The 25,905-nt window shown below is 63.0% G+C and carries 23 protein-coding genes and 1 tRNA gene; 11 read left to right on the top strand and 13 right to left on the bottom strand.

From position 1 onward, the window contains the following. Window positions 1-20 precede the first annotated feature (20 nt). The gene (locus IVB18_RS25015; RefSeq protein ID WP_247983101.1) at window positions 21-1,037 is read right to left on the bottom strand and encodes an amino acid ABC transporter substrate-binding protein; all 1,017 of its coding nucleotides are present in this window, start codon (window positions 1,035-1,037) and stop codon (window positions 21-23) included. Between the two features lie 394 nt (window positions 1,038-1,431). Between IVB18_RS25015 and metC the strand changes: the two genes are divergently transcribed. Both metC and IVB18_RS25005 read left to right on the top strand, forming a co-directional pair. Further along, window positions 1,432-2,616 (top strand): cystathionine beta-lyase, encoded by a 1,185-nt coding sequence (metC, locus tag IVB18_RS25010; protein ID WP_247983100.1) that lies wholly within the window; start codon window positions 1,432-1,434, stop codon window positions 2,614-2,616. Between the two features lie 134 nt (window positions 2,617-2,750). Then, window positions 2,751-4,442: a Na/Pi cotransporter family protein gene (locus IVB18_RS25005; RefSeq protein WP_247983099.1), complete on the top strand. Its 1,692-nt coding sequence runs from the start codon at window positions 2,751-2,753 to the stop codon at window positions 4,440-4,442. Between the two features lie 176 nt (window positions 4,443-4,618). Here the strand turns inward: IVB18_RS25005 and IVB18_RS25000 are convergent, their stop codons facing one another. The 6 genes from IVB18_RS25000 to IVB18_RS24975 all read right to left on the bottom strand — a co-directional run bounded on the left by IVB18_RS25000 (window position 4,619) and on the right by IVB18_RS24975 (window position 15,809). Then, window positions 4,619-4,957 carry a lipid-A-disaccharide synthase N-terminal domain-containing protein gene (locus IVB18_RS25000; protein WP_247983098.1) on the bottom strand — a complete coding sequence of 113 codons (339 nt, stop codon included), beginning with the start codon at window positions 4,955-4,957 and terminating at the stop codon, window positions 4,619-4,621. Then, window positions 4,954-5,691, bottom strand: coding sequence for a glycosyltransferase family 2 protein (locus IVB18_RS24995; protein WP_247983097.1), 738 nt, complete (start codon window positions 5,689-5,691; stop codon window positions 4,954-4,956). The genes IVB18_RS25000 and IVB18_RS24995 overlap by 4 nt, the downstream gene beginning before the upstream one ends. A gap of 63 nt (window positions 5,692-5,754) precedes the next feature. After that, complete coding sequence (locus IVB18_RS24990; RefSeq protein ID WP_247983096.1) at window positions 5,755-6,600, bottom strand: phosphatase PAP2 family protein; 846 nt, start codon at window positions 6,598-6,600, stop codon at window positions 5,755-5,757. 1 nt (window position 6,601) lies between these two features. Beyond that, a complete protein-coding gene (locus IVB18_RS24985; RefSeq protein ID WP_247991549.1) occupies window positions 6,602-8,344 on the bottom strand; it encodes a glycosyltransferase family 39 protein in 1,743 nt (580 codons plus the stop codon). A gap of 50 nt (window positions 8,345-8,394) precedes the next feature. Then, a complete protein-coding gene (pbpC, locus tag IVB18_RS24980) occupies window positions 8,395-10,506 on the bottom strand; it encodes a penicillin-binding protein 1C (RefSeq protein ID WP_247991726.1) in 2,112 nt (703 codons plus the stop codon). Between the two features lie 98 nt (window positions 10,507-10,604). Continuing rightward, on the bottom strand, window positions 10,605-15,809 hold the full coding sequence (locus tag IVB18_RS24975) for an alpha-2-macroglobulin (RefSeq protein ID WP_247991548.1): 5,205 nt from the start codon (window positions 15,807-15,809) through the stop codon (window positions 10,605-10,607). A 373-nt stretch (window positions 15,810-16,182) separates the two neighbouring features. Here IVB18_RS24975 and IVB18_RS24970 point away from each other — a divergent pair. Both IVB18_RS24970 and IVB18_RS24965 read left to right on the top strand, forming a co-directional pair. Beyond that, window positions 16,183-16,259, top strand: a tRNA-Arg gene (locus tag IVB18_RS24970). A 72-nt stretch (window positions 16,260-16,331) separates the two neighbouring features. Continuing rightward, window positions 16,332-16,787: a hypothetical protein gene (locus tag IVB18_RS24965; RefSeq protein WP_247991547.1), complete on the top strand. Its 456-nt coding sequence runs from the start codon at window positions 16,332-16,334 to the stop codon at window positions 16,785-16,787. A 554-nt stretch (window positions 16,788-17,341) separates the two neighbouring features. On the opposite strand, the gene IVB18_RS24960 is transcribed toward IVB18_RS24965, so the two are convergent. Both IVB18_RS24960 and IVB18_RS24955 read right to left on the bottom strand, forming a co-directional pair. Continuing rightward, entirely contained in the window at window positions 17,342-17,602 is a 261-nt protein-coding gene (locus IVB18_RS24960) for a hypothetical protein (protein ID WP_247991546.1), read from the bottom strand. A gap of 233 nt (window positions 17,603-17,835) precedes the next feature. Continuing rightward, complete coding sequence (locus IVB18_RS24955) at window positions 17,836-18,267, bottom strand: hypothetical protein (protein ID WP_247991545.1); 432 nt, start codon at window positions 18,265-18,267, stop codon at window positions 17,836-17,838. A 98-nt stretch (window positions 18,268-18,365) separates the two neighbouring features. Between IVB18_RS24955 and IVB18_RS24950 the strand changes: the two genes are divergently transcribed. The 3 genes from IVB18_RS24950 to IVB18_RS24940 all read left to right on the top strand — a co-directional run bounded on the left by IVB18_RS24950 (window position 18,366) and on the right by IVB18_RS24940 (window position 19,911). After that, window positions 18,366-18,605 carry a helix-turn-helix transcriptional regulator gene (locus tag IVB18_RS24950; protein ID WP_247991544.1) on the top strand — a complete coding sequence of 80 codons (240 nt, stop codon included), beginning with the start codon at window positions 18,366-18,368 and terminating at the stop codon, window positions 18,603-18,605. Window positions 18,606-18,660: 55 nt separating this feature from the next. Continuing rightward, a complete protein-coding gene (locus tag IVB18_RS24945) occupies window positions 18,661-18,972 on the top strand; it encodes a hypothetical protein (RefSeq protein ID WP_247991543.1) in 312 nt (103 codons plus the stop codon). Window positions 18,973-19,053: 81 nt separating this feature from the next. After that, the gene (locus tag IVB18_RS24940) at window positions 19,054-19,911 is read left to right on the top strand and encodes a three-Cys-motif partner protein TcmP (RefSeq protein ID WP_247991542.1); all 858 of its coding nucleotides are present in this window, start codon (window positions 19,054-19,056) and stop codon (window positions 19,909-19,911) included. On the opposite strand, the gene IVB18_RS24935 is transcribed toward IVB18_RS24940, so the two are convergent. Beyond that, entirely contained in the window at window positions 19,912-20,664 is a 753-nt protein-coding gene (locus tag IVB18_RS24935; RefSeq protein WP_247991541.1) for a DUF5131 family protein, read from the bottom strand. A gap of 230 nt (window positions 20,665-20,894) precedes the next feature. Between IVB18_RS24935 and IVB18_RS24930 the strand changes: the two genes are divergently transcribed. From IVB18_RS24930 to IVB18_RS24920, 3 genes are all read left to right on the top strand, one after another. Further along, entirely contained in the window at window positions 20,895-21,116 is a 222-nt protein-coding gene (locus IVB18_RS24930; RefSeq protein WP_247991540.1) for a helix-turn-helix domain-containing protein, read from the top strand. Between the two features lie 439 nt (window positions 21,117-21,555). Then, window positions 21,556-21,732, top strand: coding sequence for a hypothetical protein (locus IVB18_RS24925; RefSeq protein ID WP_247991539.1), 177 nt, complete (start codon window positions 21,556-21,558; stop codon window positions 21,730-21,732). 356 nt (window positions 21,733-22,088) lie between these two features. Beyond that, entirely contained in the window at window positions 22,089-22,277 is a 189-nt protein-coding gene (locus tag IVB18_RS24920) for a cytochrome c oxidase subunit 4 (protein WP_247991538.1), read from the top strand. A 34-nt stretch (window positions 22,278-22,311) separates the two neighbouring features. Here the strand turns inward: IVB18_RS24920 and IVB18_RS24915 are convergent, their stop codons facing one another. The 3 genes from IVB18_RS24915 to IVB18_RS24905 form a co-directional block, all read right to left on the bottom strand. Beyond that, window positions 22,312-22,515, bottom strand: a complete 204-nt coding sequence (locus tag IVB18_RS24915; RefSeq protein WP_028141284.1) for a cold-shock protein — start codon at window positions 22,513-22,515, stop codon at window positions 22,312-22,314. A 317-nt stretch (window positions 22,516-22,832) separates the two neighbouring features. Beyond that, window positions 22,833-23,141, bottom strand: coding sequence for an addiction module antidote protein (locus IVB18_RS24910; RefSeq protein WP_247991537.1), 309 nt, complete (start codon window positions 23,139-23,141; stop codon window positions 22,833-22,835). Window positions 23,142-23,206: 65 nt separating this feature from the next. Continuing rightward, complete coding sequence (locus IVB18_RS24905) at window positions 23,207-24,004, bottom strand: outer membrane beta-barrel protein (RefSeq protein ID WP_247991536.1); 798 nt, start codon at window positions 24,002-24,004, stop codon at window positions 23,207-23,209. 1,092 nt (window positions 24,005-25,096) lie between these two features. Here IVB18_RS24905 and IVB18_RS24900 point away from each other — a divergent pair. After that, window positions 25,097-25,699 carry a hypothetical protein gene (locus tag IVB18_RS24900; protein WP_247991535.1) on the top strand — a complete coding sequence of 201 codons (603 nt, stop codon included), beginning with the start codon at window positions 25,097-25,099 and terminating at the stop codon, window positions 25,697-25,699. The last annotated feature ends 206 nt before the right edge of the window (window positions 25,700-25,905 follow it).

Below are 25,905 nucleotides of genomic sequence, written 5' to 3'. Positions count from 1 at the left end.
CGCGGGCGCGTGCGCGCGGATCAGCGGATCGGCGGCGCGTACTGGAGACCCCCCTTGTTCCAGAGATTGTTGAGACCGCGATTGATGGCGAGCGGCGAGCCGGCACCGACGTTGCGATCGAACACCTCGCCATAATTGCCGACGGCCTTCACGATGCGCACCACCCAGTCCTTGGTGAGGCCGAGCTGTTCACCGAAATTGCCGTCGGTGCCGAGGACGCGCTTCAGCTCCGGATTCTCCAGTTTCGCCTTCTCGTCGACGTTCTTCGAGGTCACGCCGAGCTCTTCGGTGGTGATCAGCGCAAACAGCGTCCATTTCACGATGTCGAACCACTGGTCGTCGCCGTGGCGCACCATCGGCCCGAGCGGCTCCTTCGAGATGATTTCCGGGAGCACCATGTGGTCGCCGGGATTGGCAAGCTTCAGGCGATTGGCATACAGGCCCGACTGGTCGGTGGTGAAGACGTCGCAACGCCCGGCTTCATAGGCCTTGACCGTTTCGTCGTTGGTGCCGAACGCGATCACCTCGTACTTCATGTTGTTGGCCTTGAAGTAGTCGGCGAGATTTTGCTCGGTGGTGGTGCCGGTCTGCACGCAGACCGAGGCGCTGTTGAGTTCGAGCGCCGAATTCACCTTGAGCGACTTCTTCACCATGAAGCCCTGCCCGTCATAGTAGGTCACGCCGGTGAAGTTGGCGCCGAGCGAGGTATCGCGCGAGACGGTCCAGGTGGTGTTGCGCGAGAGCACGTCGATCTCGCCGGATTGCAGTGCGGTGAAGCGATCCTTGGCGGACAGCGGCACGTACTTGACCTTGGTCGGGTCATTGAAGATCGCCCCGGCGATCGCGCGGCAGACATCGACGTCAAGCCCGGTCCAGTTGCCCTTGTCGTCGGGCGAGGAGAAGCCCGGGAGGCCCTGGCTGACGCCACAGGACAGCATGCCCCGGTCCTTGATGGTCTTGAGCGTTTGCGCATCGGCGGCTTGGGCAGTCAGGCCGGCGGCGAGAGCGAGAGTGAGAGCCAGGGTAACGCGTTTCATGGGCTTAAGGCCTTTCAAAGTCGTCTCAAAGTCAGGAACGTTGTCTCAGGATCATCTCTGCCGGGGCTAGGCCTATCAAGACTAGCCATGCAAGAGTCATGCTGGAAAACCTTGCCGAACACTCGCCCATCCCGGGAGGCCATACCTTCATCCCCGCCGCAGGCGCCCGCCGTTATGGTTCTGGCGCATGGTGCGGTCAGACGATGGATCGAAGGTCGCGGCAGGCCCCTCAACATGCGGCGACTGAATAGCACCTGCGATAACAGAACGACTGGCCTGCCGGGTCAAGGGGTTGACGGGACTCTTCTGTGTTCTGTTATTAACGGACGCGGCCTCCGGCCGGCCCGCAAGGCGCAGTTCGCGTCCGCGGAAACGCGCTTTTGAAAGCAGACGCATGGATTCCTCGCACCCCCTCCAGCAGCACGCCGAGACCCGGCTGGTGACCTCCGGCCGCGACACCAAGGCGCAGAAGGGGTTCGTCAATCCGCCGGTCTTCCACGGCTCGACCGTGCTCTATCCGACCGCCGAGGACCTGCACGCCCATCGCGGCGAGTTCCAGTATGGCCGCCATGGCACCCCCACCACCCGGGCGTTCCAGGAGATGCTGATGGCGCTGGAGGGACCGCAATGCGCCGGCGTCGGCATTGCGCCGTCCGGGCTGGCGGCGATCTCCACCACCCTGCTCTCGGTGCTGAAGGCCGGCGACCATCTGCTGGTCTGCGACAACGCCTACCGGCCCACGCGCAACTTTTGCAACGGCCTGCTCGCCCGCTACGGCATCGAGACCAGCTATTTCGACCCGCTGATCGGCGCGGGGATAGACGCACTGTTCAAGCCCAACACCCGCGCCGTGCTGGTAGAGGCACCGGGGTCGCAGTCGTTCGAGATGCCCGATATTCGCGCCATCGCCGCGGTCGCGCATGCGCACGATGCGCTCGTGATCGACGACAACACCTGGGCGACGCCGCTCTATCACCGCTCGCTCGAACAGGGCGTCGACATCAGCATGCAGGCCGCCACCAAATATATCGGCGGCCATTCGGACATCATGTTCGGCACGATCTCCGCCAACGCCAAGGCGTGGCCGCAGATTGCCGAAGGCATCCGCCTGCTCGGCGTCTGCGCCGGCCCTGACGACGTCTTCCTCGCGCTGCGCGGCCTGCGCACGCTGTCGGTGCGGCTCGCGCAGCACTATCGCTCGGGGCTCGAGATGGCGCGTTGGCTCGCGAGCCGGCCCGAGGTCGCGCGCGTGCTGCATCCGGCGCTCGAAACCGATCCGGGACATGCGATCTGGAAGCGCGACTTCACCGGCGCGTCGGGCCTGTTCAGCATCGTGTTGAAGCCGGCTCCGCAAAAAGCGGTCGACGTCATGCTCGACACCGTCAAGCTGTTCGGCATGGGCTTTTCCTGGGGCGGCTTCGAGAGCCTGGTGATTCCGTTCGATTGCGACAGCTATCGCACCGCGACCAAGTGGGCGCCGGGCGGCCCGACGTTGCGTCTGCATATCGGGCTCGAGAGCGTCGACGACCTCAAGGCCGATCTCGATCGCGGCTTCGCTGCCCTCAAGACGGCAATGTGAGCCTGCTCACAAGGCATCACGCCCTGCGGAACGCGCAGCTGCCGCAAACGTTAACGCCGATGCGCCAACAAATGGTTTGATCCGCTGTCGTTTGGCGCTAGCCTCACCAATCGAATCCAATCCGGACACGGAGCATGGGAACGTTGGTTCTGCTCGATCTGATGGGCGGCGTTGCGCTGTTGCTGTGGGGCCTGCACATGGTCCACAGCGGCATCCTTCGCGCCTTCGGCCCCGACCTCCGGCACATGCTCGGCAAGGCGCTGAGCAACCGCTTCAGCGCCTTCGCCGCCGGCCTCGGGCTGACGGCACTGCTCCAGAGCAGCACGGCGACCGCGCTGCTCACGAGCTCCTTCGCCGCCGAGGGCCTGCTCAGCCTCGTCGCCGCCCTCGCCATCATGCTCGGCGCCAATGTCGGCACGACGCTGATCGTGCAGGTGCTCTCGTTCAACATCGCAGCCATCGCGCCCGTCCTGTTCGTGCTCGGGCTCGTCGCCTTCCGCGCGGGTCCTCGCTCGCGGATCAAGGACGTCGGCCGTGTCCTGATCGGCCTCGGACTGATGCTGCTGTCGCTGCACATCCTGCTCGACACGCTGGCGCCGGCCGAGAACGCGCCCGGCGTGCGCGTCGTGATGTCGACCATCACCGGCGATCCCGTTCTGTGCATCGTCATCGCGGCGCTCGTCACCTGGGCCGTGCATTCGAGTGTCGCCAGCGTGCTCCTGATCATGTCGCTGGCCTATTCGCAGTTCGTCTCGCCTTACGCTGCGCTCGCACTGGTGCTCGGCGCCAATCTCGGCAGCGCCATCAATCCGGTGTTCGAAGGTGCGAGGCGTGACGATCCCGCGAGCTATCGCCTGCCGGTGGGCAATCTCATCAACCGCGTGATCGGGATCGTCCTCGTACTGCCTTTCCTCAGCCCGATCGCCGAGCACATGCACGCCTGGCAGCCCGATCTCGCAAAAATGACGGCGGCCTTCCACATTGCCTTCAATGTCGGCACCGCCGTCCTCTTCATCGGACTGCTCGACGCCATGTCGCGCCTGTTGACCTGGATCCTGCCCGATCGCGTCCGTGAGGCCGATCCGGCCCACCCGCGCTATCTCGACGAGACCGCGTTGGAGTCGCCGTCGCTGGCGCTCGCCGATGCCGCCCGCGAAACTCTACGCATGGGGGACCTCGTCGAGGTCATGCTGCGTAAGGTGATGGCCGCGATGATGACAGGCGACCGTGCGCTGGTCGACCAGGTCTCGAAGATGGACAATGTCGTCGACGGCCTCGATGAGGCCATCAAGCTCTACGTCACGAAACTCATGCGGGGCAGCCTCGACGAGAGCGAGGGCCAGCGCGCGATGGAGATCATCTCCTTCACCATCAACCTCGAACATATCGGCGACATCATCGACAAGAGTCTGAGCGAGCTTGCGACCAAGAAGATCAAGCGCCGCTTCCAGTTCTCGCCCGAGGGCGCCGAGGAGCTCGCCGCCTTCCACAAGCGCACGATGGACTCGCTGCGGATCGCCTTCGGCGTGTTCATGTCGGGCGACGCCAACGAGGCCCGCAAGCTGCTGGTCGAGAAGACGGCGCTGCGCAACACCGAGCTTGCCGCGGTCGAGCGCCACCTCGACCGCCTGCGCGAGGGCCGCCCCGAGACCATCGAGACCACCTCGCTCCATCTCGACGTGCTGCGCGATCTGCGTCGCATCCATTCGCACATCTGCTCGGTTGCCTATCCCGTGCTGGACGCGGCGGGAGAGCCTTACCGCAGGCCCGACGCGGAAGCGGCCGCCCTGCCCGCCTCCGGCGCGGCCTCGGCGTTGCCGCGCTAGCCGGTCCGAGCGGTGCATCCGCCAGACGCGGTTACCCTGCCCGATGATGGCGTCGTGCCACCGTTTTGCCCGACGTGTCAAATCGATTCGAAAATTCCGCAAGGCATTGCAGCCGTCGCCGGCTACTTTGCATGGGGTTGTTTTCGATTTATTTTGGACGGTCGGGGTAGAGGGCGTCAGCGGTCCAGCGACTTCGAGGCGCGGCCGCGGTTTTTCACGATCAGCATGATGTTGCGAACATAGATGATGGTCGCCAGCGCCTGTCCGAGGATGATCACCGGCTCGCGCTTCACGACGCCGTACACCAGCGTCATGAGCCCTCCGCCCATCGAGCAGAACCAGAACGCCATCGGCACCACGCTGTTTCCGGCACGCTCGCTCGCGATCCATTGCACCAGGAAGCGCGCGGTGAAGAACAGCTGCGCCACCAGGCCGAACGCCAGCCAGAAGTCGAACTTGGCGACGAAGACGTCGTAGAGATAGTTGCTCAGCGCCTGACCGAATTGAATGATCATGCCTTCACCTCAGTCACATCCGGTGTCGGCTTCTTGCGGCGGATCAGCCACCACACGCCGGCGAGATCCATGATCCCGATCCACAACCGGTCGAAGAAGCCGTAATTTGACACGCCGGAGCGGCGCGGCCGGTCGATCACGTCGACATAGGCGATCTCGTAGCCTTCACGGCGAACCAGCGCCGGCAGGAAGCGATGCAGCCCGTCGAAATAGGGCATCGTCAGGAAGGCCTCGCGCGGGAACGCCTTCAACCCACAGCCGGTGTCGCGCGTGCCGTCGTTCAGGATCGACCCGCGCACGCCGTTGGCGATGCGCGACTGAAACTTCTTGAAGCCGGTGTCCTTGCGTCCGACGCGTTGCCCGGCGGCGAGACCGACGCGCCCCACGCCCTTCTCGACCGCCGTGATCAGGTCCGGCAGGAAGGCCGGATTGTTCTGGCCGTCGCCGTCGAGCGTCGCCACGATCTCGCCCCGCGCTGCGCGCACGCCGCTGCGCACAGCGGCGGACTGGCCGGTCGATCTGGCGTGGCGAAGCTGACGCAGATTGTCCCGCTGCTTCATGATCGCGGCGAGCCGTTCGCCGGTCGCATCGGTCGAGCCGTCGTTGACGTAGATGATCTCATAGACCCAGCGGCCGTCGAGCGCCGCACTGATCTCCTCGATCAGGGGCGCGATGTTGTCGGCTTCGTTGCGCACGGGAACGACGATGGAAACCGAGGGCTGGGACGACGACAAATCGAAAGCTCGTGGTTGGAATTGGCCTGCCGCGGGAACCGGCGGCCCCGGCAGGAGCCGCTTTTATGGGGCGAAGGCCCCGCGGGCAACCCTTTTGAGGCGGCCCGAGACCGGCTCCGGAAGGGCCGCGACGGTGCCATCGGCATGGATGGCAAAGCCGAGACTTCGGGCTGCAAACCAGTAGCGGACCGCCATGGCGCCGACCATGCCGACCAGGGCGCCGGCCACAACGTCGCTCGGATGGTGCGCGAGCAGCACCAACCGCGTCAGCAGGATCACGATTGCGTAAGTGAACATGAACACGCGCAGGCGCGGCCACAGCGCACCGACCGCAAAAGCCAATGCGAACGCCGTCACCGCATGCCCCGACGGCAGGCTGGCATAGGCTCCCGTTCCTTCGAACGGTATGAAGTTGAACGGATTGGCCTGGCCGCCGACGAACGGACGCCCGCGGCCGATGAGAAATTTCAGGATCTCGGCGACGGACACGGGCACAGCAACGGATAGAAACATGAATTGCAGCCGGGTGCCGAGACCAAGCAGCAACGCGCGGCGGGAGCCATGCAAGCCAGCCGCAACGAGGGCCACGGCCACGAGCGCTATGGCCAGCACCGAGAGCACATACTCATCCTTGCCGAAATCGGTGAGGATGCGGATCGGCCACAGCCCGGGCGTGCCGCGCGCCGGCATCAACTGGATCTCGGTCTGATCGAACGCGACCATGAGCGCGATGACCAACGCCGCGCCCGCCATACTGAGCCACAGCGAATGCCGCGCCAGTTTTCGGGCAGCCTCGGCGCGGCGCGAATGGGAGGGCGCGCGCACGAGCTGCGCCAGGGCACGGCCCGACACCGCGAGCAATTGCGTGGGATAGCTCGCGCGCGGCGCGATGTCAGCGGGCGTCGGCATCCTACTCGGTGCCTTCCGAGCGGAAGATCGAGATCGAGATCGCGCGGCCTTGCGAGAAATTGTAGCCGTCGATGCGCGTACCCACCTTGTAGCGCAGCCCGGTCGCCTCGGCGCGCTGCACGAAGCTGCGCTCGGAACGCTGCTCGATCAGTGCAAAGCGGCAGCTCCCCTGCCGCAGGAAGTCTGCCGCGCCCGAACCATCGGTGAGCAGTGTCGAGGTGCCCGTCAGGAACACGAGGCTCGGCTCATGATAACCAGCCGATGCGGCCTTCGGACCGACGCAGGTGACGTTGCGCAGGGCGCGCGCGATCTCGATGCTCGGAAACAGCGGGATCAACGACGGCAGCACGATGCCGTAGATCGCCACCGCCAGCATCAGCGCGGCGACCAGCGCGTTGAGCAGCGAGCGCTCGGCGCGGTTGTTGTCGTAGAGCCACCAGGCGAACAGGCCGAAGATCAGCGAGGCCGCGATGAACGGCCAGGCCACGAAGGCAGGCTGCCGCGTCAGCATGACCGCGCCGACCACTGCGATGATCGCGCCGGCCGCGGGGATCGCGAACCACCAGGCCGAGCCGCGCATCAGCCAGGACCGCGACAGCACGCGGCGCTCCAGCGCGCCGGCGGTGAGGATCGCGATCGCAGGGTACAGCGGCAGCACGTAATGCGGCAGCTTGGTCAGCACCGCCTCGAACACGATCCAGGACGGGATCAGCCACGCCAGCAGGAATTGCGCGCCGGGCTCGCGCCGCGCGCGCCAGACCGCGGGCGCCGCCATCGCCGCGAGCGGCGCACCCGGCCAGAACGTGATCCAGAACAACGCCAGATAAAGTCCGGGCGGCGCGCCGTGGGATTCCTGGGCGCCGATCTTGCTAAGCATGTCGCCACCGACGGAGTCGGCAAAGAAGGCGTCGCCCGCGCGCCAGAAGATCGCGATGAACCAGGGCAGCACCAGCACCAGCATCCACATCAGGCCCCAGACCGGGCGCAGCCGCCACAGCCAGGAGGCATCGCGATCCTGGATTGCGAGCGCGACCACGGTCAGGCCTGCGAACATCAGGATCAGCGGGCCCTTGATCAGGATGCCAACGGCGAGCGCGGTCCAGAAGATCGCAGGCCAGCTCCAGGGCGGATGCGTCTCGTCCTCTGCGCGCTGCCAGGACAGATAAGCCCGCGCCATCGCCCCCATCGCAGCGACCACGCAGAACAGCAGCATTGCATCGGTCTTGGCGAGCCGCGCTTCGACGCCGAGCAGCACCGAGGCGGACATCATCAGCGCCGCCAGCACGGCGGCGCGCCGCGTGACGAAGCCGAGCGCGGCCCAATAGGTCATGAGCACGGCGCCGGTCGCACCGATCAGCGACGGCATCCGATAGACCCAGATGCGCAATTCGGCCCGCGGCAGCCCGAGCGCCGCCGCGGTTTCGACGGCGGCCGATTGCAGCCAGTAGATGCCGACCGGCTTCTTGTAGCGGACGTCCTCCTGGAAGCGGATGTCGACGTAGTCGCCGCTCTCGACCATCTGCTTGGTGGCCTGCGCAAAGCGCGCCTCGTCGCGGTCGATCGGCGGAATGGTGAAGAAGCCCGGCAAGAACAGCAGCAGCGCACAGAGCACCAGGAAGCCGACGGCGCGGGCATGGCTGGCCGTGACGAAGTCGAGCATGAGCACGAGCCGGCTGCCCGGATTCACGGGCGATTTCGGCTCTCGCGGCGCGCCAAAACGGGGGCTTGGGTAGGTCTCGGCCATTGGTTCCGCTTACGCTGAAACCGCCATCGCCACAACCGCTTGAGGCGGGGTCATTGAATTCGAATGACAACTGTGTCCGCGGCGCCAGTGGCGTCGATCACGGTCAAGCGCGCAAAGCCTGGACCGGGCGGATCGATCAGGCGCTGGCGGCGTCCGTCGATCTCGCCGAGCGCCGTGCCGTTGACCAGAATGGTCATCGGTAAAACCCCGCCGGCGACCTTGACGGGCATGGCCGCCGCCTCGGACCCGCTCGAGCGATCGACATCGATCCGGGAACCATTCAGCGGGAACTGGATGTGCAGGGCCTGCTCTCCCCCGGTCCGGACCAGTTCCCCAACCGGTTGGAACCGTTTCAGAGGCAGCGGCAACTTCGCATTGCCGGCGACCAGAGTTCCCCTCGGCGGCTTCGGCAGCGCGGCCGGCAATTTGCCGGTCCGGGCGAAGGCGTCAAACAGGATGGGTGCGGCAGCCACGCGGCCCACCAGGCCCGCAACGGGCGCGCCATCGGGCCGCCCGACCCAGACGCCGATCGTCATGCGGCCGTCGAACCCGACAGACCAGGCGTCGCGGTAGCCGTAGGAGGTGCCGGTCTTGAAGGCGATGCGGTTATGGGCGGCGTTTTCCGGCGGCGGGGTGCCGAGCAGCACGTTGCCGACCTGCCAGGCCGCGACCTGATCCAGCAGCCGCAGCGGCTCGCGGTCATCCCTGTCCGCCATGACTTCGCGCAGCGGCTTCGTGGTGCCGAGCCGGGCGAAACCCGTATAGAGCTGGACGAGGTCCTGGAGCGTCACGCCGACGCCACCGAGCCCCATGGCAAGCCCCGGCGCTTCGTCCTTCGGCAAGACGAGATTGCCGCCGGCCTGCCGCAGCCGCGATGCCAGCCGGCTCGAGCCGACGCGATCGAGCAGCACGATGGCGGGCACGTTCAGCGACAATTGCAGCGCCTTCCTCACCGGCACCGTGCCCTGGAACGTCATGTCGAAATTTTCCGGGGCGTAGGAGCCGAAGCGGACTGGTCGGTCGTCGATCAGGCTCTCGGGGTGGACAAAGCCGTCCTCGAAGGCGAGCCCGTAAATGAAAGGCTTCAGGGTCGAACCCGGCGAGCGGATGGCGCGGGTCATATCGACCTGCCCTGCCCGGCGCTCGTCGAAATAATCGGCCGAGCCGACGCGGGCGAGCACGTCGCCGCTCTCATTGTCGACGACGATGATGCCGACCGAGATGTTCGGGCCGAGCGCAGTGGCGCGGTCGCGCGCCAGCGGCTCCAGCACCTTCTGGAGATTGGCATCGAGCGTCAGCTTGATGACCGGCGTGTCCTTGACCGTCGCAAGCGCCGCGTCGGAGGCATGCGGCGCCAGGATCGGCATTTGCTTGCGCAGCTTCGGCACCGGCACGAGCTTGGCCTGCTTGGCGTCGTCGATGCTGACCTGGTGCTCCTCGACCATGCGGTCGAGTACGCGATCGCGCGCAACGCGTGCGGCCTCAGGATAGCGGTCGAGCCTGCGCGTCTCCGGCGATTGCGGCAGCGCGACCAGAAGCGCGGCTTCGGCCAACGAGAGCCGCTTCGGCTCCTTGCCGAGATAGGCGATCGAGGCCGCGCGGATGCCTTCGAGATTGCCACCATAGGGCGCGAGCGCGAGATAGAGGTCGAGGATTTCGTTCTTGCTCAAGCTGCGCTCGAGCTCGATCGCGCGCGCGATCTGCCGCAGCTTTGCGTAGAGCGAGCGCTGCCGCCGCGGCTCCATCAGCCGCGCAAGTTGCATGGTGATGGTCGAGCCACCCGAGACGATATGGCCGCGCGTCCCAAGCTGCAATGCGGCGCGTCCGAGCGCCAGCGGGTCGATCCCATCATGGGCGTGGAAGCGCTGATCCTCATAGGCGAGCAGCAGTTTTAGATAGGTCGGATCGACGTTCGCTTTGGCGTCGACCGGCAGCCGCCAGCGGCCGTCCGCCATGGCATAGGCGCGCAGCAGTTTGCCGTTGCGGTCAACGATGGTGGTGGAGACTTGGCGAGCCTCGTCGAGCGGCAGCGGGCCCAGAGAGTAGACCGAGGCGACGGAGGCGCAGATGGCGAGGATGAGAGTAAAAGCACAAACCGAGACGAAGCGAAGAGCGCGCCGCCCTCTCCGCCCGTCATGGCCGGGCTTGTCCCGGCCATCCACGTTCTTGCCCGCGACGCCGAAGTCCGTGGATGCCCGGGACAAGCCCGGGCATGACGACGGTGTGTATGGCACGTCTTTGCTCATACGGCTGTAATCATTCACTTCGCCGCCCGCACCTCGACGTTCCCCGTCCCGGTGCGGCCGTAACGCGAGGGATTGTACATGTCCTCGACATAGGCCTGCGGCAGCACGTATTTGCCGGGTGAGACTGCGCGCACGACATAGGCGACGGTGAAGATCGATTTGGAATCCGAGGCACGGTCGACCGCCGCGGTGAAGCGATCGTCGCGGAACTCGGTATCCTCCGGTTCCTCGCCATCCTCGATCCAGCCCAGCTTGCCGCTGTCGCCCGACGACACCAGCTTTGGATTGTCGATCTCCAGACCCGCCGGCAGATAGTCAGACACCATGATGTGCCCATACTCCGGCTTGGCCTCGGTGATCTTCAGCACCACGGCGAAGCGGTCGTTCTGCTTGACCTTGCTGATGTCGGCGGGCTTGCCGTCGAGCGTGAAATAGCTGCGCTCGATCTTGAAGCCGGCCGAAGCCGCCGGCTCCGGCGTCACCGGCGAGCCCGACACCGAGACCACCGCCTGCACCGGCGCGTCGCCGGTGTTGGTGATCTTCAGCGGCTTGCCGTCCAGCGTCGCGGCCTTGTAGCTCCGGTACAAAGCGGTCTTGACCGGCTGGCCATCGATCTCCATGGACATGTTCTCCTTGGCGAGCGCGCGTGCCGCCAGCACCAGCCACGCATTCTCCTGCGTGGAGGTGTAGGGCGTCAGCCCGCGCGCGGTCTCGACCCGCGACACGGCCTGCGTCAGCGTCGCCTTCGGCGCGTTGCCTTCGCTCGCGAGCGAGACGAGGGCTGCGGCGTCGCGGAGCTGCGAGCCGTAATCGGTGCGGCCGAACTCCAGCACCGGTTTTGGCGCAAGCGAGTCGAGGGCAGCGCCATAGACGCGTTCCGCGCGGTTGCGGTCGCCGACCAGCGCGAGAGCCGCCGCCAGCTGCGACTTCGCAATCGGCGTCGCGAGGTTACTGAGCTTGGTATCGGCGAGATAGCGGAGGTCGCCGATCGGTGCCGCGCCATTGCGGGCGAGCACGTAGAGACCATAGGCGAGATCGCGGCCACCGTCCTTCTCCGGCTCGTTGCCGTTGACGACCGAGTTGCGGATGCGGTCGAGCGCGTTCTTGAACAACACGTCCGGCACCACAAAGCCCTTTTCGCGGGCGCGGGTCAGGAAGTCCGCCACGTACGCGTCGAGCCAGGCGTCGTCGCCGCCGGCCGACCACAGGCCGAACGAGCCGTTCGAGCCCTGGCGCGCCAACAGCCGCTCGATCGCATCGCGGATGCGCTGGTCGACCTCAATGTCCATGGCCAGATGTGCGCCGGCCGCGAGCTCGTTGACATAGAGCAGCGGCATGGCCCGGCTGGTGATCTGCTCCGAACAGCCATAGGGATAGCGGTCGAGAGCCTTGAGGATCGTCGCAGCGTCGAGCGCGGTCGAGAGGCTGGCCGAGACCGAGACGCTGCCGGTGCCCGGCACGAGGTCAGAGAACATGTCCGAGGTCAGCGTCAGGCTCTCGCCCTTTGCCAGCGTCCGGATCGAGCGCCGCGCCAGCACCTGCGTCGCCGCCTTGACGTCGAGCGCATAGTGCCGCGCGAGCGCTAAGCCATTCGGTCCCTTGATATCGACGTCGAGCGTCGCCTGCCCCGCCGCGGTCGCGTCGAGCGCGAGCGAGAACGAGTTGCGCTGCTTGGCGGCGAGCTTGACGGTGGTCGCGGGATTGCCGGTCATCTTCACCGGGCCGCCCGTCTTCACGTTGATGATGTAATCGCCGGCCTGCCCCTCGACATTGTCGATCTCGAGATTGACCGAGCCGTGGTCGCCATTGAGCAGGAAGCGCGGCAAGGTCGCGGTCAGCACCACGGGATCGCGGATCACGACGTCGGTGTGGGCGCGGCCGAGCTTGGTCGCGGTCCAGGCCACTGCCATCACGCGCGCGGTGCCGGCGAACTCCGGAATGTCGAAGCTCACCTCAGCACTGCCGTCAGCGCCGACGGTGACGATGCCCGAATAGAGCGCGAGCGGCTTTTGCGCGGGCGGCGAGCCCTGCAATTCGGCCGCACCTGCATCGCCGCCGGACTTGATCTGGCCGCGCGTGCCCTGCATGCCGTCGATGAGCTGCCCGTAGAGATCGCGGATCTCCGCGGTCAGGCGGCGCTGACCGAGATAATAGTCGTCCGGCGCCGGCGGCTTGTAGTTGGTGAGGTTGAGGATGCCGACATCGACCGCCGCGATGACGATCTTGGCGTCCTCGCCCGGGTTGAGCCCGTCGAGCTTGACCGGGATCTTCAGCATCGCGTTCGGCCGGATCAGCGCCGGCGGCGTCAGCTTGACCTGGAGCGTCCGGGTCTGCTTGTCGATGCCGAACCATTTCAGCCCGATCGCCCGGCCCGGCATACGTTGCGCGGCGGCATCGAGCGGACGGCGCAGCGTCGCCACCACATAGGCGCCGGTGCCCCAGTCCTTGCCGACGGGAATCCTCACCTGCGCGGTGCCTTCCTTGACGTCCATGGTCTGCGTCGTGAGCAGACGGTCGCCGAGCACGTTGATGGTGAGCTTGCCGGCGGTGCGGACGTTGACCGACACCGTCATGGTGTCGCCGGAGGTGTATTGCGGCTTGTCGATCGAGGTCTCCAGGAGGTCCGGCGTGTCGGCGCTGCCGTCGGAGTACCAGCCGACGTCGAACTGCACCGAGGTCACCGGACCGTCCGCATCGTTCGACTTGACGTCGAGCCGATAGCGGCCGGGCCGCGGCGCAAGCGAGATGCGCGACGGCTTGTCGGCGGCGATCGTGACGTCGCCATCAGAGACGCGCGAAGTCGACTTGACCGGCTCGTACTCCCAGTAATTGCTCTGGCGATACCACTGGTAGCGCGACTCCATCTTCAGGAGCTCATAGCGCAGGCCGTCGCGGGCGAGCGGCTTGCCTTCAGGCGAAACAAACAGGACGTCGAACTCGGCCTTGTCGCCCTCGGCGACGTTCTTGTCAGCGAATAGCGGCTTGATGCCGATCATGGCGTTGGCGGGCGCGACCGGCAGCACAAGCTTGCGTTCGACGGCGCGGCCGCCCGTCTCCACCATGCGGATGAAGATTTGCGCCTCCTGCGGTCGCGTCGAGGCCGGCTGCTTGTCCAGCGTCACCGGGAAGGTCGCGACGCCGTTGGCATCCGCCTCGGGCAGGTTCTCCAGCGGCGTGCGCTCGTTCGAGGTGGTCTCCTCGTCGGCGACGCCGAACTGATAGCCGGCAAAGCCCGGTCGCTCGGTGGCGGGCGCGATCAGCATGTCGCCTTCGAGCTGGAGACCGGAGGCCGGCGCGCCATAGAGGAAATGACCGTCGGCCTTAAGCTCTACAGGAGCGTTAGCTTTGATCAGCTTGTCCTTGGCAGACAAGTCGAATTCGATCCTATCAGGAACGTAGTCCTCGACCATGAAGGTGGTCTCGCCGACCGACGAGCCCTTCGGATCAGTGAAGGCGCGCACCCGCCAGGTCCCGGTCGGGACAGCAGAATTCAGCGGCACAGCCAGCGTGCGGCCGCCGGCGCCCTGGTCGGAGAGCACGGCGCGGCGGAATTCGACGCCGTCGGGACGCTCGATCACCAGACTCAGCGGCCCGCCGCTAACGGCATTGCCCTGCCCGTCGCGCAGGAGCGCGGTGAGATAGACCGTCTCGCTGGAGCGGTAGACGCCGCGCTCGGCGTAGACGAAGGCATCGGCGCCGGCCGGCACAACGCGGCCCGCCACACCGCGGTCGGACAGGTCGAAGGCGCTCGTCTTCAGGCTGAGGAAGGCATAGTCGGCCTTTTCGCCGGTCACCGTGAGCAGCGCCGGCGACAGGCCGCCCTCGCCGCGCGCCAGCCCTGCCTCGAACAGCACGTGGCCGCTGTCGTCGGTCTTGCGGGTCGCCAGGATCTCGTTGTTGCGCGCGACCAGCCGAACCTCGGCCTTGCCGACCGGATCGGTCGAAGCCAGCGAATTGACGAAGACATGGATGCCATCGTTGCCGGAATAAGCCGACACGCCGAGGTCGGAGACGATGAACCATTGGGTGGCGAGCTGGTAGTCGTCGTCGGAGCCCGGCCCCTTGGCGGCGGCCGTCATCACATAGACGCCTGCCTGGAGATCGCCAAGCGCCTGGTCGACCGGGAATGCGGTGGTGACGTCCTGGTTCAACGTCGTCGCGGTCGCAAGCTCGCCGGACCAGACTTTGACGCCGCGCTCGCCACCCAGATCCGTGAGCTGATACTTGGACAACGTCTTCTGGAAATCGCTGTCGACTACCGTGTTGATCAAATTGCGGTCGCCGATCCGGAACACATTGATGTTGACCGCGGGCGTATTGACGCTGACCACGGGAATGCCGCGCTGGCCGGTCTTCGGCAGCACATAGGCGCGGCTGGTGAAGCGCACGAACGGCTTGCGGTCGCGCACATAGACGTTGAACTCGGCCGATTTGGGCAGCCCCTCCTTGACCGTGGACGGCAGGCCGGCGCGCAGATTGATGTTGTAGCGCTCGCCGTGCTTCAGTCCGTCGACGCAGAGCTGCTTGCCTTCGGCCGACAGCGCCGGCTTGTCCTGGCCCGCGAGTGCCAGGAACGGCGCGAAGTCGGTGCGCTTGGCGAGCTCTTCCGAGAACTGGAAGCAGGCGCGCGGGCTCGCCGAGTCCGAATCCACGGTGTAATCCAGCAGCCGGAAGCCGTGCTCGTCGCGCAGCTTCTCGTAACTCCCGCGGACGTCGGCGACCTCACGCATGTCGAGCGACAGCCGCAGCGCATCCAGCGCCGGCCGCCAGAGCTTGCGCTCGGCGAGCGATTTTCCGAGCACAGCGAGCGCATCGGCCTCCTCGCCCTGATTGCCGGCGCGCTGGTAGGCGATGTAGGCGGCGGTCGAGGCGCGCTCCAGCAGGAAGGTCTGCTCGCTCGAGCTCTTCGGCGTGATCTGGAAGATGACCTTGGCGAGCCGCAGCCAGTTGCCGGCATCCTCAGGCGTGGTCGCGGCGATCTGGCCGAGGACCGACAGGCCGCTGCGGACATCGTTGCGCCGGAAGGCGGCGTCGGCATCCGTGCGCAGCGTCGCGTTGGTCTTCGCAACCGGCCCCGCCTCACTCTTGATCTGGGCCTCCAGCTTGATGGCGGAATCGGCCAGATCGTCGCGCTTGAACGCCTTGTCAGCAGCCTGTGCGGTCGCAAGGCCGAACGCCAGCGTGGCGCAGAGTATGACGGCGCGGATCAGACCGATCATGCTGGACTCCCGGGATCGCGGACGAACGCCGCGGTGGCATGAAGTGCGCGGAAAGGTGACGGACTCAAGGCGATGGAACCAAAGGTGCAAATCGTCGCATTCGCCATGGCAAGGCAAGCCCAAAGCTGCCCAAGGGCCGCCGCAAGGACGCGGCGGCACCGGAGAAGACGTAGGGACGGAGCATGTCTTGGGCGCGACTTTGGACGCGACACGGCTTGCCGCCGTGTCGCAGAGCCGGCCAACCACACTCCGCCGCTCCGCTTTGTCGCTACCAGGGGGAAAACGGTTCGGTTCAGGCTTGGCGGGGCTGAGGATTTTTCATATGTGCCGTGGTAGAAGCCCGCCAGGCCTCGTCAGAGGCCGGCCTAGGGACGGTCCCATAGCTCAACTGGATAGAGTAGCGGATTTCTACTCCGCGGGTTGCAGGTTCGAGTCCTGCTGGGATCGCCAGCCGGCTTTTGTCACCAATGATTTCAATGATTTGCGGGCGCTTTTGCCTAACTGCCTAGGTGGGTTAGGCAATTGGATATCGAAACCGGCTTGCAGCTTCGCCATCGCGGCAACGGCCAAACCCTTGCGCGCAGCCGCGCGGCAATAGCGCTCGATTTCGCGGATATCCGTGTGGCCGGTAATGCTCATAATCTCCAGCGCTGTGCTTCCGGATTCAGCCAAGCGACGGCACGCAGCCTTGCGCACACCATGCGGCGAGGAGCGTGGAGGCAGGCCAGCGTCCGCCGCAGCCTCGCTAATCCAAGCCGAGAATGCTTTCTCGCTGCGCGCTCGGCCGTGCATGGTTGCGATGAAGGCCGGGCCGTCCTTTGGGGAATCAGCAATGTACCGCGCCAAGTCGCTATGCACCGGAATGCAAAGCTCAACGTGGCCTTGGCTCTTCTTGGTAGTGATAACGAAACCGTCCTTGGTCAGGTGCTTCCAGCCAAGCCGCACTGCATCGGAGCGGCGGAGGCCGGTATGCAATAGCACCTCGAAGGCAAGCCGTAGCGGTGTGCCGACTTTATAGCACCCGCGAAACGCGGTGATGTCCTTTTCCGTCCAGGTGCGATGGCCGGTGGTTTTGAGCTTCACCTTTTTGGCAACTACCACCGGATTGTCGGCGCGCAGGCCAGCCGATACCGCATAGTCCATCACGGCCTTAAGCCGCTTGCGAAAGTTGCTGGCCGCTGACGGTGTGTCGGCCATATCGTCGATTAGTTTGTTGATGTGCTTCGGCTGAAGCCCTGCAATCGGTCCATCGCCATGCTTGTCGACGAAACGATTTAGCACGCCCCGATAGGCCGGCTTTGTCGTCTCGGCCAGCGCCTTGAATTCGGCGCTGCTGTAGTAGCCCCGCACAGCAGCGGCAATCGTGCCGGCCTTGATACGCCGCACCTCCGGCGTTGGCTCGTCGGCGCTCATAGCAGCGCGATAGGCCGTCCAGAATTCGGGCGTATAGAGGGGCGCAGGCAAGGCAAGTTGCGGCCTGCCCGGCCGACGCAGATAGACGCGCGGCTGCCCGTGCCTATCCAGATACTCGTTTACGTATTTGGGTTTCCGCTGCCGCATTGCTTATCCCAATAGTCGTCGTTTTCGTTCCCGACCGAAACACCATCGAACAAGCGGTCGAGATCGTTGCGGTCCCATAGCACCACGCCGAGCATCTGCCTCGGCGCCGGAATATTACCAGCCTTGCGCTGGGTATCGAAATAGCTGGGAGAGATCCCGAGGTATCGTGCCGCAGCCGTGCGACGCAGGCCGCGCGGCTGTACGGGTCGGTTGTCGTTGGCGGGATTGGGCAAGAGCGCGCCCCTGAGAAAATGGCTCTGCTTACCTCGCCGGCTAGAGCCGACGCACGAGTCAGTTTATACATGGTGGCTTTCGAACAAATGCGGCACAAACCGACGCTGTAACCGATTTGTAAGAATTCGTTACTTGCATTGGGAAGAAATAGCCCGCCCCAGCTTTGCGGCTGGAGCGGGCCTCAGCGGCGCAGTGAAACTTGGGGGCAACATCACGCCGCCGATGGGCGTTTTTACCCCAAAACCCCAGCACCGACCACCACGCGATTGCCCGTGCGCGATGCCGGCCGCCCCCTTCGCACCGGCCCAACGCCGCCCTCAAGGTCGACGGCGCCAAGGTAGTTTGCCTCCCATCCGGGCGCGGTCTGGTTGGTGGTCGAGGTCCAACCGAGGCTCGGTTCTGAGTCCTCGTGCGGTTCAGCGCCATCGTGTTCATCTTCCATGTCCCGGCCTGCGTCGGCGTTCATGTGCAGAGCAAGGCCCTCCTGAGGCTGATCCTCTGGCCGATAGCCGCCCGTCGAGAAGCCTAGGCTGGGTTCGCTGTCGGCGTCGTCGAGTTGGTCGAGGAGGTCGAGGAGGTCGATTAGCAAGTCGATTTGCGCCTCCACAATCTGGCGGGAAATGGGCAAGCCGACAGCGTCGGCCTGCAAGCGTGCTTGCGGCATTTTGCGTTTGCTCCGAATCTGCAATTAGGCTAACGTTATGCAAATTGACTTATGCTAGGCAAATAGTCAAGCATTCTGACTATGGTTATACAATTTGTATGATTACAGACGCGCAATGTCGAGCTGCTCGGGGGTTATTGGCTTGGTCCCAAACGGATTTGGCAAACCGCTCGGGGCTCTCTCGCGCGACGGTGGCTGAATTTGAGATCGGGAACCGCCGGCCTATTGCGAACAATCTCGCCGCCATCCGCGCCGCCCTCGAATCTGCCGGCGTCATCTTCCTCGACGATGGCCAGACGATCGATGGTGGGTCGGGCGTTCGCCTTGCCCGCAAGTAGGGTTGCCCCCTCCGCTTCCCTCGCCTTATGGTCGTGACGGGTCTAGGGGATTTCAATGGGGCTATTTCAACGCAAAGAAAGCTGGGAGCGCACGTTCCGGCTCCGTAGCCAGCAGGGCACAGGGCGCGGCCTGCTAACATCTCTTTTCTGGCTTTGGGGCGTCGTCGGACTGTTGTTCAACGCCGGCACGCTGTTCGGTCTCACCGGTAGTATCGGCGTTGGGACGTCGGCGCTTCTTGCTGCCTCCGCACTGATTTGGATCGGCGGAATGGTGTTGTTTGGCATTGGCGCCCTACTCGCTCACACAGATTTTGATGGTGAGCGGCCGAGCGAAGAAGCGTGCGGCGACGTTCGTATCAGTCGATAGAATGCCGCTGCATTATGCGGACACGCCGTCGCAGCGTCCTTAAGGCGGCTTAAATCATACCTCGGCTACGGAACCAGACACATGGAAATGACTCCCACTCCTTCCGCGATGAACAACCTTCCAGAGCTTGAATTCGATGAGGTTGGGATCTGGTCTGAGTTGAAACTTGAGATCGTTGAGAATTATGGTGCGGCATATACAAACGCCTTTGCGAACCAGAGCCTGAAAAAATACTACGTCGATGCGTTCAGCGGAGCTGGCGTGCACATCTCGAAAAATACTGGCGATCAGATCGACGGAAGTCCCGCTAGAGCGCTAAAAATTTCTCCGCCATTTGACGGCTTTTATTTTATCGACATGAACGAGCAAAAGACAGCGCACCTCAAATCCATTTGCGCTGGTAGAAGCAATGTGCAGATCAAGACCGGCGATGCGTCTGATTATTTGATCCGCTCACTGCTGCCGACAATCCAATATGAACATTACAATCGCGCGCTTTGTCTTTTTGATCCGTACGGACTTCATTTGGACTGGAGGGCAATGGACATGGCTGGGAAATCTCGGGCCGTCGATATGTTTCTGAATTTCCCGGTGATGGATATGAACCGAAATGCCATTTGGCGCGATCCCAGCGCCGTGCCACAGGACGGCATCGATCGTATGAATCGCTTTTGGGGCGACGAGTCTTGGCGGAGCGTTGCTTACGCCGAGCACCCCCAAGGTAACCTCTTTGGCGGTCCAGATATTGTAAAGCAGAGCAACGATGTAGTTGTAGAAGCTTTTCGAGAGAGGTTGAAGAAGGTAGCAGGATTTAAGTATGTGCCAGATCCGCTACCGATGAAAAACAGCAACAATGCCGTAGTCTACTACTTGATTTTTGCCTCACAGAAGCCCGTCGCACAAAAAATTATCGAAGGGATTTTCAACAAGCATCGCTAATCAGAAAGTCAGTGTTGGCATCTCGTCGTAGGTCCGGCCATTCAACGTGCGACCTGTCACTTTTTTATTCTTGCCGCCCCACTGCTTGAAGAAAAATGCAGTCCCCGCCCGGCGACACATCGACTCGATTTCATCAACCCATTCTGGATTCATTGGCCGCGCGCGCGGCCCACTCTCACCCCCAACTATCGCCCAGTGAATGCCTGTAAGGTCGCCGTCTGCGACCGAGCCGATAAGCGGCTCCAGTGACACAAACCTGACCGCAGCAGGTACCCTCCGAACATCATCAAGCCGGAACAGTACGCGGCCATCTTCAACACTGGTCCCCAGCCAGACATTCGGCAGAATTTCGAACTGCGGTTGGGACAAAACTTCCGCCATACGGTCGGGACGCTTCGTGAGTATCTGATAGGTGTGGCGGGGAGTTTCCTTCATCACCTGCCACACACGGAAAATAAAATCGGCGGACACGTCAGGATGGAACAGATCAGACATTGAATTTACGAAAACCTTGCGCGGTTTCGACCACGCTTTCGGTGTTTCCAACGAGCTTTGATCGAGCCGAATTTTTCCGGTCCACACGGCACGTTTGCCGCTTTTTCGAGTCAGTCCCTTGTACTTAGCAACGCCCATAGCATCCAGCCGCGCAGCCATGCGCATCGCGTAACAGTTAGTGCATCCAGCAGTTAACACCGTGCAGCCAGCTACCGGGTTCCACGTTGCATCAGTCCATTCAATGGAAGTTTCCGCCATAAGGCCCTCATTCAGAACGGATAAAATAGCAGGAATATGGTTAGATTTCGTTACTGCGACAGCATTGCCAGCTCGCCGACTCCATCATGCACTCCTCGCCCTCACCGGCCGCCAGCCTCACCTCCATCGCTTCCTCCTGCCCCTCAACTCCCGCCGCCACTCCGTCCGACGGCAGAACTCATCATTTACCATCTTGCTGTACAATGATGGCTCGCAGCGCTTTTGCTGGCATGAAATCGATGTCCAACAATCGACAAGAGATCCGCCCGTGGTCGCCCGAAGAAGAAGCGCAACTTCTTGCGCTACTCGATCAGGGCATGACTGCAACCGAGCTCGGCGAGCGGTTAGGCCGCACTCGCCAGGCCGTCTACGGTCGGTTGCAACGTTTCCGCAAGCAGCAAGGCCGAGTAAGCCGCACCAGCGGACGCGCCTTCGCGCAATGGTTCGGTTAGCCCAGGCCCCTCAAGCCAACACCCTTCACGCCTTGGCATCCTTCACCGCAGCAACAAGCAAGACTATCAACCCTGTGCCGCGCGATCTCAGCATCGGAGGAGGCGTCAACCACGCTTACGACCGTGCCCGCACCACGGTCGTAGTCGGGGTCGCTGGCGATATCCCGAGCAACACGGGCGCCGTATTGGGCCGCTAGTTCAGCAGAGCCAAATAGTTCCCCCACATGGTCCGCCTGTGTCTCTCCCTTGTGGAAAATCGGGAAGTAGTAACGTCGCATAGCCGCGGCCCTCGTCCTTTAGCCGCGATCATGCCCACGTCTCGGGACGGCCCGCACCTGTCAAAAACGACAGGGTTCGTCAAACAGCGCCATTCACCAGGGATTTTGCGTACCGCGCGCCATGTGTTAGACCGCGCTCCTATCAATGAAGGAGCGCCGAGTTGGCCAAGAAAAAGAAGACTGTTCGTCGCGAGTGGACGAAAGACGACCTGAAGACGCTGAAGTCACTTGCGAAGCAAAAGACTGGTGTCACGAAGATCGCAAAGAAGTTGAAGCGAACGCCGGGCGCGACGGCGGCTAAGGCATTTGTTCTTGGCGTGTCGCTCAGCACGCAATAGGCGGGCACCTACTAGGTCATCCGACAGCGCTCGCTTCCACGGAACCTTGATCTGATAGGATGCCGCGCGATGCGACGCGCTTTTCTGTGCGCCGCTGATCGCGCGCAGCATTCATTAAGTATCTCAAGCTAAGCGGATACCATGTCGCGCGCGTTGGGGCAGTTGCTATTGCGAGGTGCGGTAAGCGTTGCGGGCGCCGCTTTGACTGCCCTCTGCATCGCTGGAGTCCTGTCGTTGGTGGCGACGCACTTTCCGACCAAAAAAGAAGCAGTCGCCGAAACCATTGCGCTCAAGAACGGTTGCGTACCCAGCCGCTGCGGCACGAAGGTGAGCGCTGAGCACTAGCGGGAACAGCGATGCTTTCCAGGGTCGAATATCCCCACTGGTTGATGCTCGCCGGAGCTGTCCTCGTGCTGGCGGGATTGATCGGATGGGCGTTCCAAAGAAACCTACAAAAGCCCAAAGATAGCGTGCGAGAACCCGCAGTACCTAAAACCGATCAACCGGCCGTCGAACCGGAGGCGAATGCCAACAACAAACAATGATTAGCGAGCGCTCGTAGCGACTGGCCGTGCTATATCACCCGATCCGTAGATTTTCCGCCGAATCTTTTCCGCGATTGTTCACGACGTCGAAGCTGACCTTGGCCCCCTCGGCGAGAGAGGTGAAACCAGCTTTCTCAACTGCCGAGATGTGAACAAAGACGTCCTTGCCGCCGTTGTCAGGCTGTATAAATCCATAACCCTTTGTCGGGTTGAACCACTTCACGGTCCCCATCGCCACTTAACTTCTCCCTTTTTCAAAAAACAAACTAGTGCCCAAATTTCGACAAAAGAAAGGCTGGTCTCGACGCGCGCCCGCGCCCCGGACCACCCGACACGATCGAACCGACGCGCGTCTCCATCAGTTCGCTAAGCGTAGGAGCTAGCCTAAGAAAATCGACGGGCGGGTGATTTGGGACAGGCTCCGCGTCGAGGCGGCATTTACCGACCCGCCGGACGTGGAAAACGCGCCGAACCCCGCTAGACCGGATGTTGAACGGGAAACGAGTCGAACTATCCAGACCCACGACGCGCAGTAGCGTAGCTCGCCCGCGTTCTTCAATAGCCGACGGACGCTTCGCGGAAGCGCTTGGTTTCGGCGCCGACGCGTGGAGCCACCTTGAGCTCCAAGCCCATCGCTGTGAGTACAGCAAGAACAGTGGAAAAGTTCGGAAGCTGTTCGTCGCCGAAACCGCGATAGATGCTTGTACGCTGCAGTCCGGTTTTTTTTGAGATTTCTGAAACGTTGAAATCTTTGAGTGATTGCCCGATCGCCCGGCAAACCGTGTGAGGTTCAGCCGAAGCGAATGCTCGGTTTAGATCGGCGGCGAGCTGCGACGGGATGACTGGCCTGTAGGTCTTTGTCATTTCGAGCCTCCCCAAGAAGAAGGCCGGCTCAAAGAGCCGGCCCCCTGTTCTTTTAATGAAGCTACTCAGTACTTCGCGATCATCGGGCCGCCGAAACGGTAGTTCAAGCGGACGAGGCCCATGTCGACGTTCTGATCGATACGCTCGGTGCGCGTAAAGACACCAAGTCCCGCGCCGGCGAAGTTGCCGGAGCCAGTGAAATCGACGTTACGACGTTCGAGGAAGATGTGATTGTACTCGATGCCAACCGACCAATTCGGCGCAAAGCCATATTCGAAGCCGGCGCCGACCGTCCCGCCCCAGCGGGTTTGGTCGTTCGCCCGATCGAATTCAAGGCCGGTTGCAACGTCAAAGGTCCTGTAGCGATCGCCGACGACGGCGGCGCCACCTTTGACGTAGAACAGGGCGTTGTTCCAGGCGTAACCGATTTGGCCCGTGATCAGACCGAAGGCGTCAATTTTCGACTGATTGCGAAGGCCGAATCCCGGGATCGCGCTGATATTGTCGCCCTTGAAATCCGCCCAGTTGCCCTGGCCTTCGACACCGAACACCCAGCTTGCTGACTGCCAGCGATAACCGATCTGACCACCGACCGTGCCCCCGGTCGCATTGTGACAGCCTTCACCGACAAGACTACCCGGAACGCCAGTCACACCGCCAAAAGTGTCGACGAAGTCCCAGCACTTGTGGCTTGAGCCGCCACCGCCGTTGATGCCGATGTAGAAGCCGCTCCAGTCGTAGATCGCGGCGATCGCCGGCGGCGGAGCTTTCACGTAAGGACGCGCTGCGAGGTCCGCCGCGCTCGCGGGAGCCGACAGGCTCATCGCGATCATCCCGGCCGCGGCAACTAAAAGCTTTTTCATGCGAGTCTCCCCAGAAGAAAGAAGTACAACAAAAAGGTACGCCCACCTGCCAATCAAATGGTACGTCGTTCGCCTGTACGTTGCTGTAGCTGGCTTGCAACACTCGCTGTCAAAAATGGCCAGGAATTCTTCATATTTGTCCGATAGTTGCGGGAACTAAAAGCCCGGTGGCGTGCACACGGCGTGGACGACGCGCCCGCCAGCGTGAACCGGCGGGCTCTGGTGTATCTTGTGGCGCTTGACGACTAGCAGGCCGAAGTCGGCACGATCCGCAACAGGAACCGAATAGTGCGGGCGCTATTAGCTCGTTATGAGCGATCGGGTCCTGTACGAAAGCAGCAACGGCGACGTCTGGTCTTTGGCGCGACACCCGGCTTCGAGCACGCCAGTCGTGAAGCATCAGCCGAATGCCGGCTCAGGAGGACGGACCTCGTACATTGAAATCGGCAAATTCCTGCGGGACAGCGCAAATGGTCCGGAGCACCAAGCGTTGCTCAACCTGATCGGGACTTTGATACCAGACTAACGAGGACGCAATGATGCGGTATCCTTGGACTCTAGCGGCAGCCCTTTTCGCATTCGGCGTCATTGCCTGGGTTGTGGTGGCTGAGCGCCCTCCAGAGAACCCGCTCCGGATCAAGCCTTCCCTGACCTTGGCCGCCGACCCCGACCTTCGATTGGTCTCAGAGCGCAGCCCTTACATGCGGACAGAGCGGTGATAACGAACAGGCGCCCAGCCGCCAGCGTGCCTCGGCGGCGGTTCTGAGCGGCTGGGCGGGATGTTGTTGGGTTCGATCATTTGAACCTCAGTATCGGGTTCTCTTCATCAGCTGCGCCCGAATCCCGAGCACGACCTCGATCGGCTCAGCGTCACAGCCGAGTAACGATTGTGGCTCGGGATTACATCCGACGTCGCGTGGTGGTTTGAACAACGTGGGCTGGGTTGCGTGCCGCGCGCGTTTGCAATGGCGGGGACTAGGGCCGACACCTTGAATCAACGTGTGGTCGCCGGATTAGCAATTCAGCAACCGATGTTTGAAAGCCGGCGGTAATCTCTTCCTTGCCAAAATAGTGGGCTCGGAGGGCTGACCAATGATCGATTTTGAAGACCTTACGCCGTTCGACGCCGGGATTATTTTTGCTGCCCTCGTAATGGCGCTGGGAACATTTTGTCCGATTGTCACCCTCCCGGTGGTTGGCTCGGTCAACTACGTCATGAGCGGAAACGGCGATGGCATTTTCATTGCGATCGGCGCGTTGGGTGTTGTTGCGCTCGTCTTGACTGGATATCGGCGAGCCACCGGAATTGTTGCTGGGGCCGGCATGATCTGGATGCTAATAACCTTGGCCAAGATCGTCTCTCTTCTCGCCGAAGCCAGAGCAAAGCTGGACCACTCCATGAAGGGCAATCCCTTCGGGGGCTTGGCTAAAGTGATGGCGAATTCCGTTGGGTTGGGTTGGGGCTGGGTGCTGCTCTTCGGGGGCGCCATTGCTATCATTGTCCTATCGTTCGCGGCGCAGCAGACACGGGCTGTTGACAAGCGCCCTGCCAAAAGCGAGCGCGACACCGCGGATGAAGGAATTTCCAGGGCCGACGCACTGATCGCCGAGTATGTAGCCGGCCTTAGTGCGCAAAGCGAGCGGCCCGCATCATCAACGGCACATCCCGCATCATTTGGAAAACGACTGCGCTAATCGAGCAAATCGTCTTGAAGCTCATCACCCTTCCAACAAACTTTGCTCGCGTCAGCCCGGCGCCTAGGGGGTCATATTCTGATTTGCAGATGCGCGTGAAACGGGGGCCATCCGGTATTTTATGAGCGATTTGTTTGGAAAACTGACCCAGCCCTCCCCCACCCCGGCCTGGTCACCCAAACGGCTCCGGTGTCGGTGCGAGGTGA

Source organism: Bradyrhizobium sp. 186 (assembly GCF_023101685.1).
Taxonomy (GTDB): domain Bacteria; phylum Pseudomonadota; class Alphaproteobacteria; order Rhizobiales; family Xanthobacteraceae; genus Bradyrhizobium.
Note: the sequence above shows the minus strand (reverse complement) of the source record. Positions and strands in the feature narration are given on the sequence as shown.

What these genes read in the sequence shown, in the direction of transcription:
- IVB18_RS25005 (WP_247983099.1), top strand. Translation starts at nt 2,751, where the DNA reads ATGGGAACGTTGGTTCTGCTCGATCTGATGGGCGGCGTTGCGCTGTTG.
- IVB18_RS24920 (WP_247991538.1), top strand. Translation starts at nt 22,089, where the DNA reads ATGCTTTCCAGGGTCGAATATCCCCACTGGTTGATGCTCGCCGGAGCT.
- IVB18_RS25000 (WP_247983098.1), bottom strand. Translation starts at nt 4,957, where the DNA reads ATGATCATTCAATTCGGTCAGGCGCTGAGCAACTATCTCTACGACGTC.
- IVB18_RS24905 (WP_247991536.1), bottom strand. Translation starts at nt 24,004, where the DNA reads ATGAAAAAGCTTTTAGTTGCCGCGGCCGGGATGATCGCGATGAGCCTG.
- metC (WP_247983100.1), top strand. Translation starts at nt 1,432, where the DNA reads ATGGATTCCTCGCACCCCCTCCAGCAGCACGCCGAGACCCGGCTGGTG.
- IVB18_RS24975 (WP_247991548.1), bottom strand. Translation starts at nt 15,809, where the DNA reads ATGATCGGTCTGATCCGCGCCGTCATACTCTGCGCCACGCTGGCGTTC.
- IVB18_RS24910 (WP_247991537.1), bottom strand. Translation starts at nt 23,141, where the DNA reads ATGACAAAGACCTACAGGCCAGTCATCCCGTCGCAGCTCGCCGCCGAT.
- IVB18_RS24950 (WP_247991544.1), top strand. Translation starts at nt 18,366, where the DNA reads ATGATTACAGACGCGCAATGTCGAGCTGCTCGGGGGTTATTGGCTTGG.
- IVB18_RS24935 (WP_247991541.1), bottom strand. Translation starts at nt 20,664, where the DNA reads ATGGCGGAAACTTCCATTGAATGGACTGATGCAACGTGGAACCCGGTA.
- IVB18_RS24930 (WP_247991540.1), top strand. Translation starts at nt 20,895, where the DNA reads ATGAAATCGATGTCCAACAATCGACAAGAGATCCGCCCGTGGTCGCCC.
- IVB18_RS24900 (WP_247991535.1), top strand. Translation starts at nt 25,097, where the DNA reads ATGATCGATTTTGAAGACCTTACGCCGTTCGACGCCGGGATTATTTTT.
- IVB18_RS24985 (WP_247991549.1), bottom strand. Translation starts at nt 8,344, where the DNA reads ATGGCCGAGACCTACCCAAGCCCCCGTTTTGGCGCGCCGCGAGAGCCG.
- IVB18_RS24940 (WP_247991542.1), top strand. Translation starts at nt 19,054, where the DNA reads ATGGAAATGACTCCCACTCCTTCCGCGATGAACAACCTTCCAGAGCTT.
- IVB18_RS25015 (WP_247983101.1), bottom strand. Translation starts at nt 1,037, where the DNA reads ATGAAACGCGTTACCCTGGCTCTCACTCTCGCTCTCGCCGCCGGCCTG.
- IVB18_RS24990 (WP_247983096.1), bottom strand. Translation starts at nt 6,600, where the DNA reads ATGCCGACGCCCGCTGACATCGCGCCGCGCGCGAGCTATCCCACGCAA.
- IVB18_RS24955 (WP_247991545.1), bottom strand. Translation starts at nt 18,267, where the DNA reads ATGCCGCAAGCACGCTTGCAGGCCGACGCTGTCGGCTTGCCCATTTCC.
- IVB18_RS24945 (WP_247991543.1), top strand. Translation starts at nt 18,661, where the DNA reads ATGGGGCTATTTCAACGCAAAGAAAGCTGGGAGCGCACGTTCCGGCTC.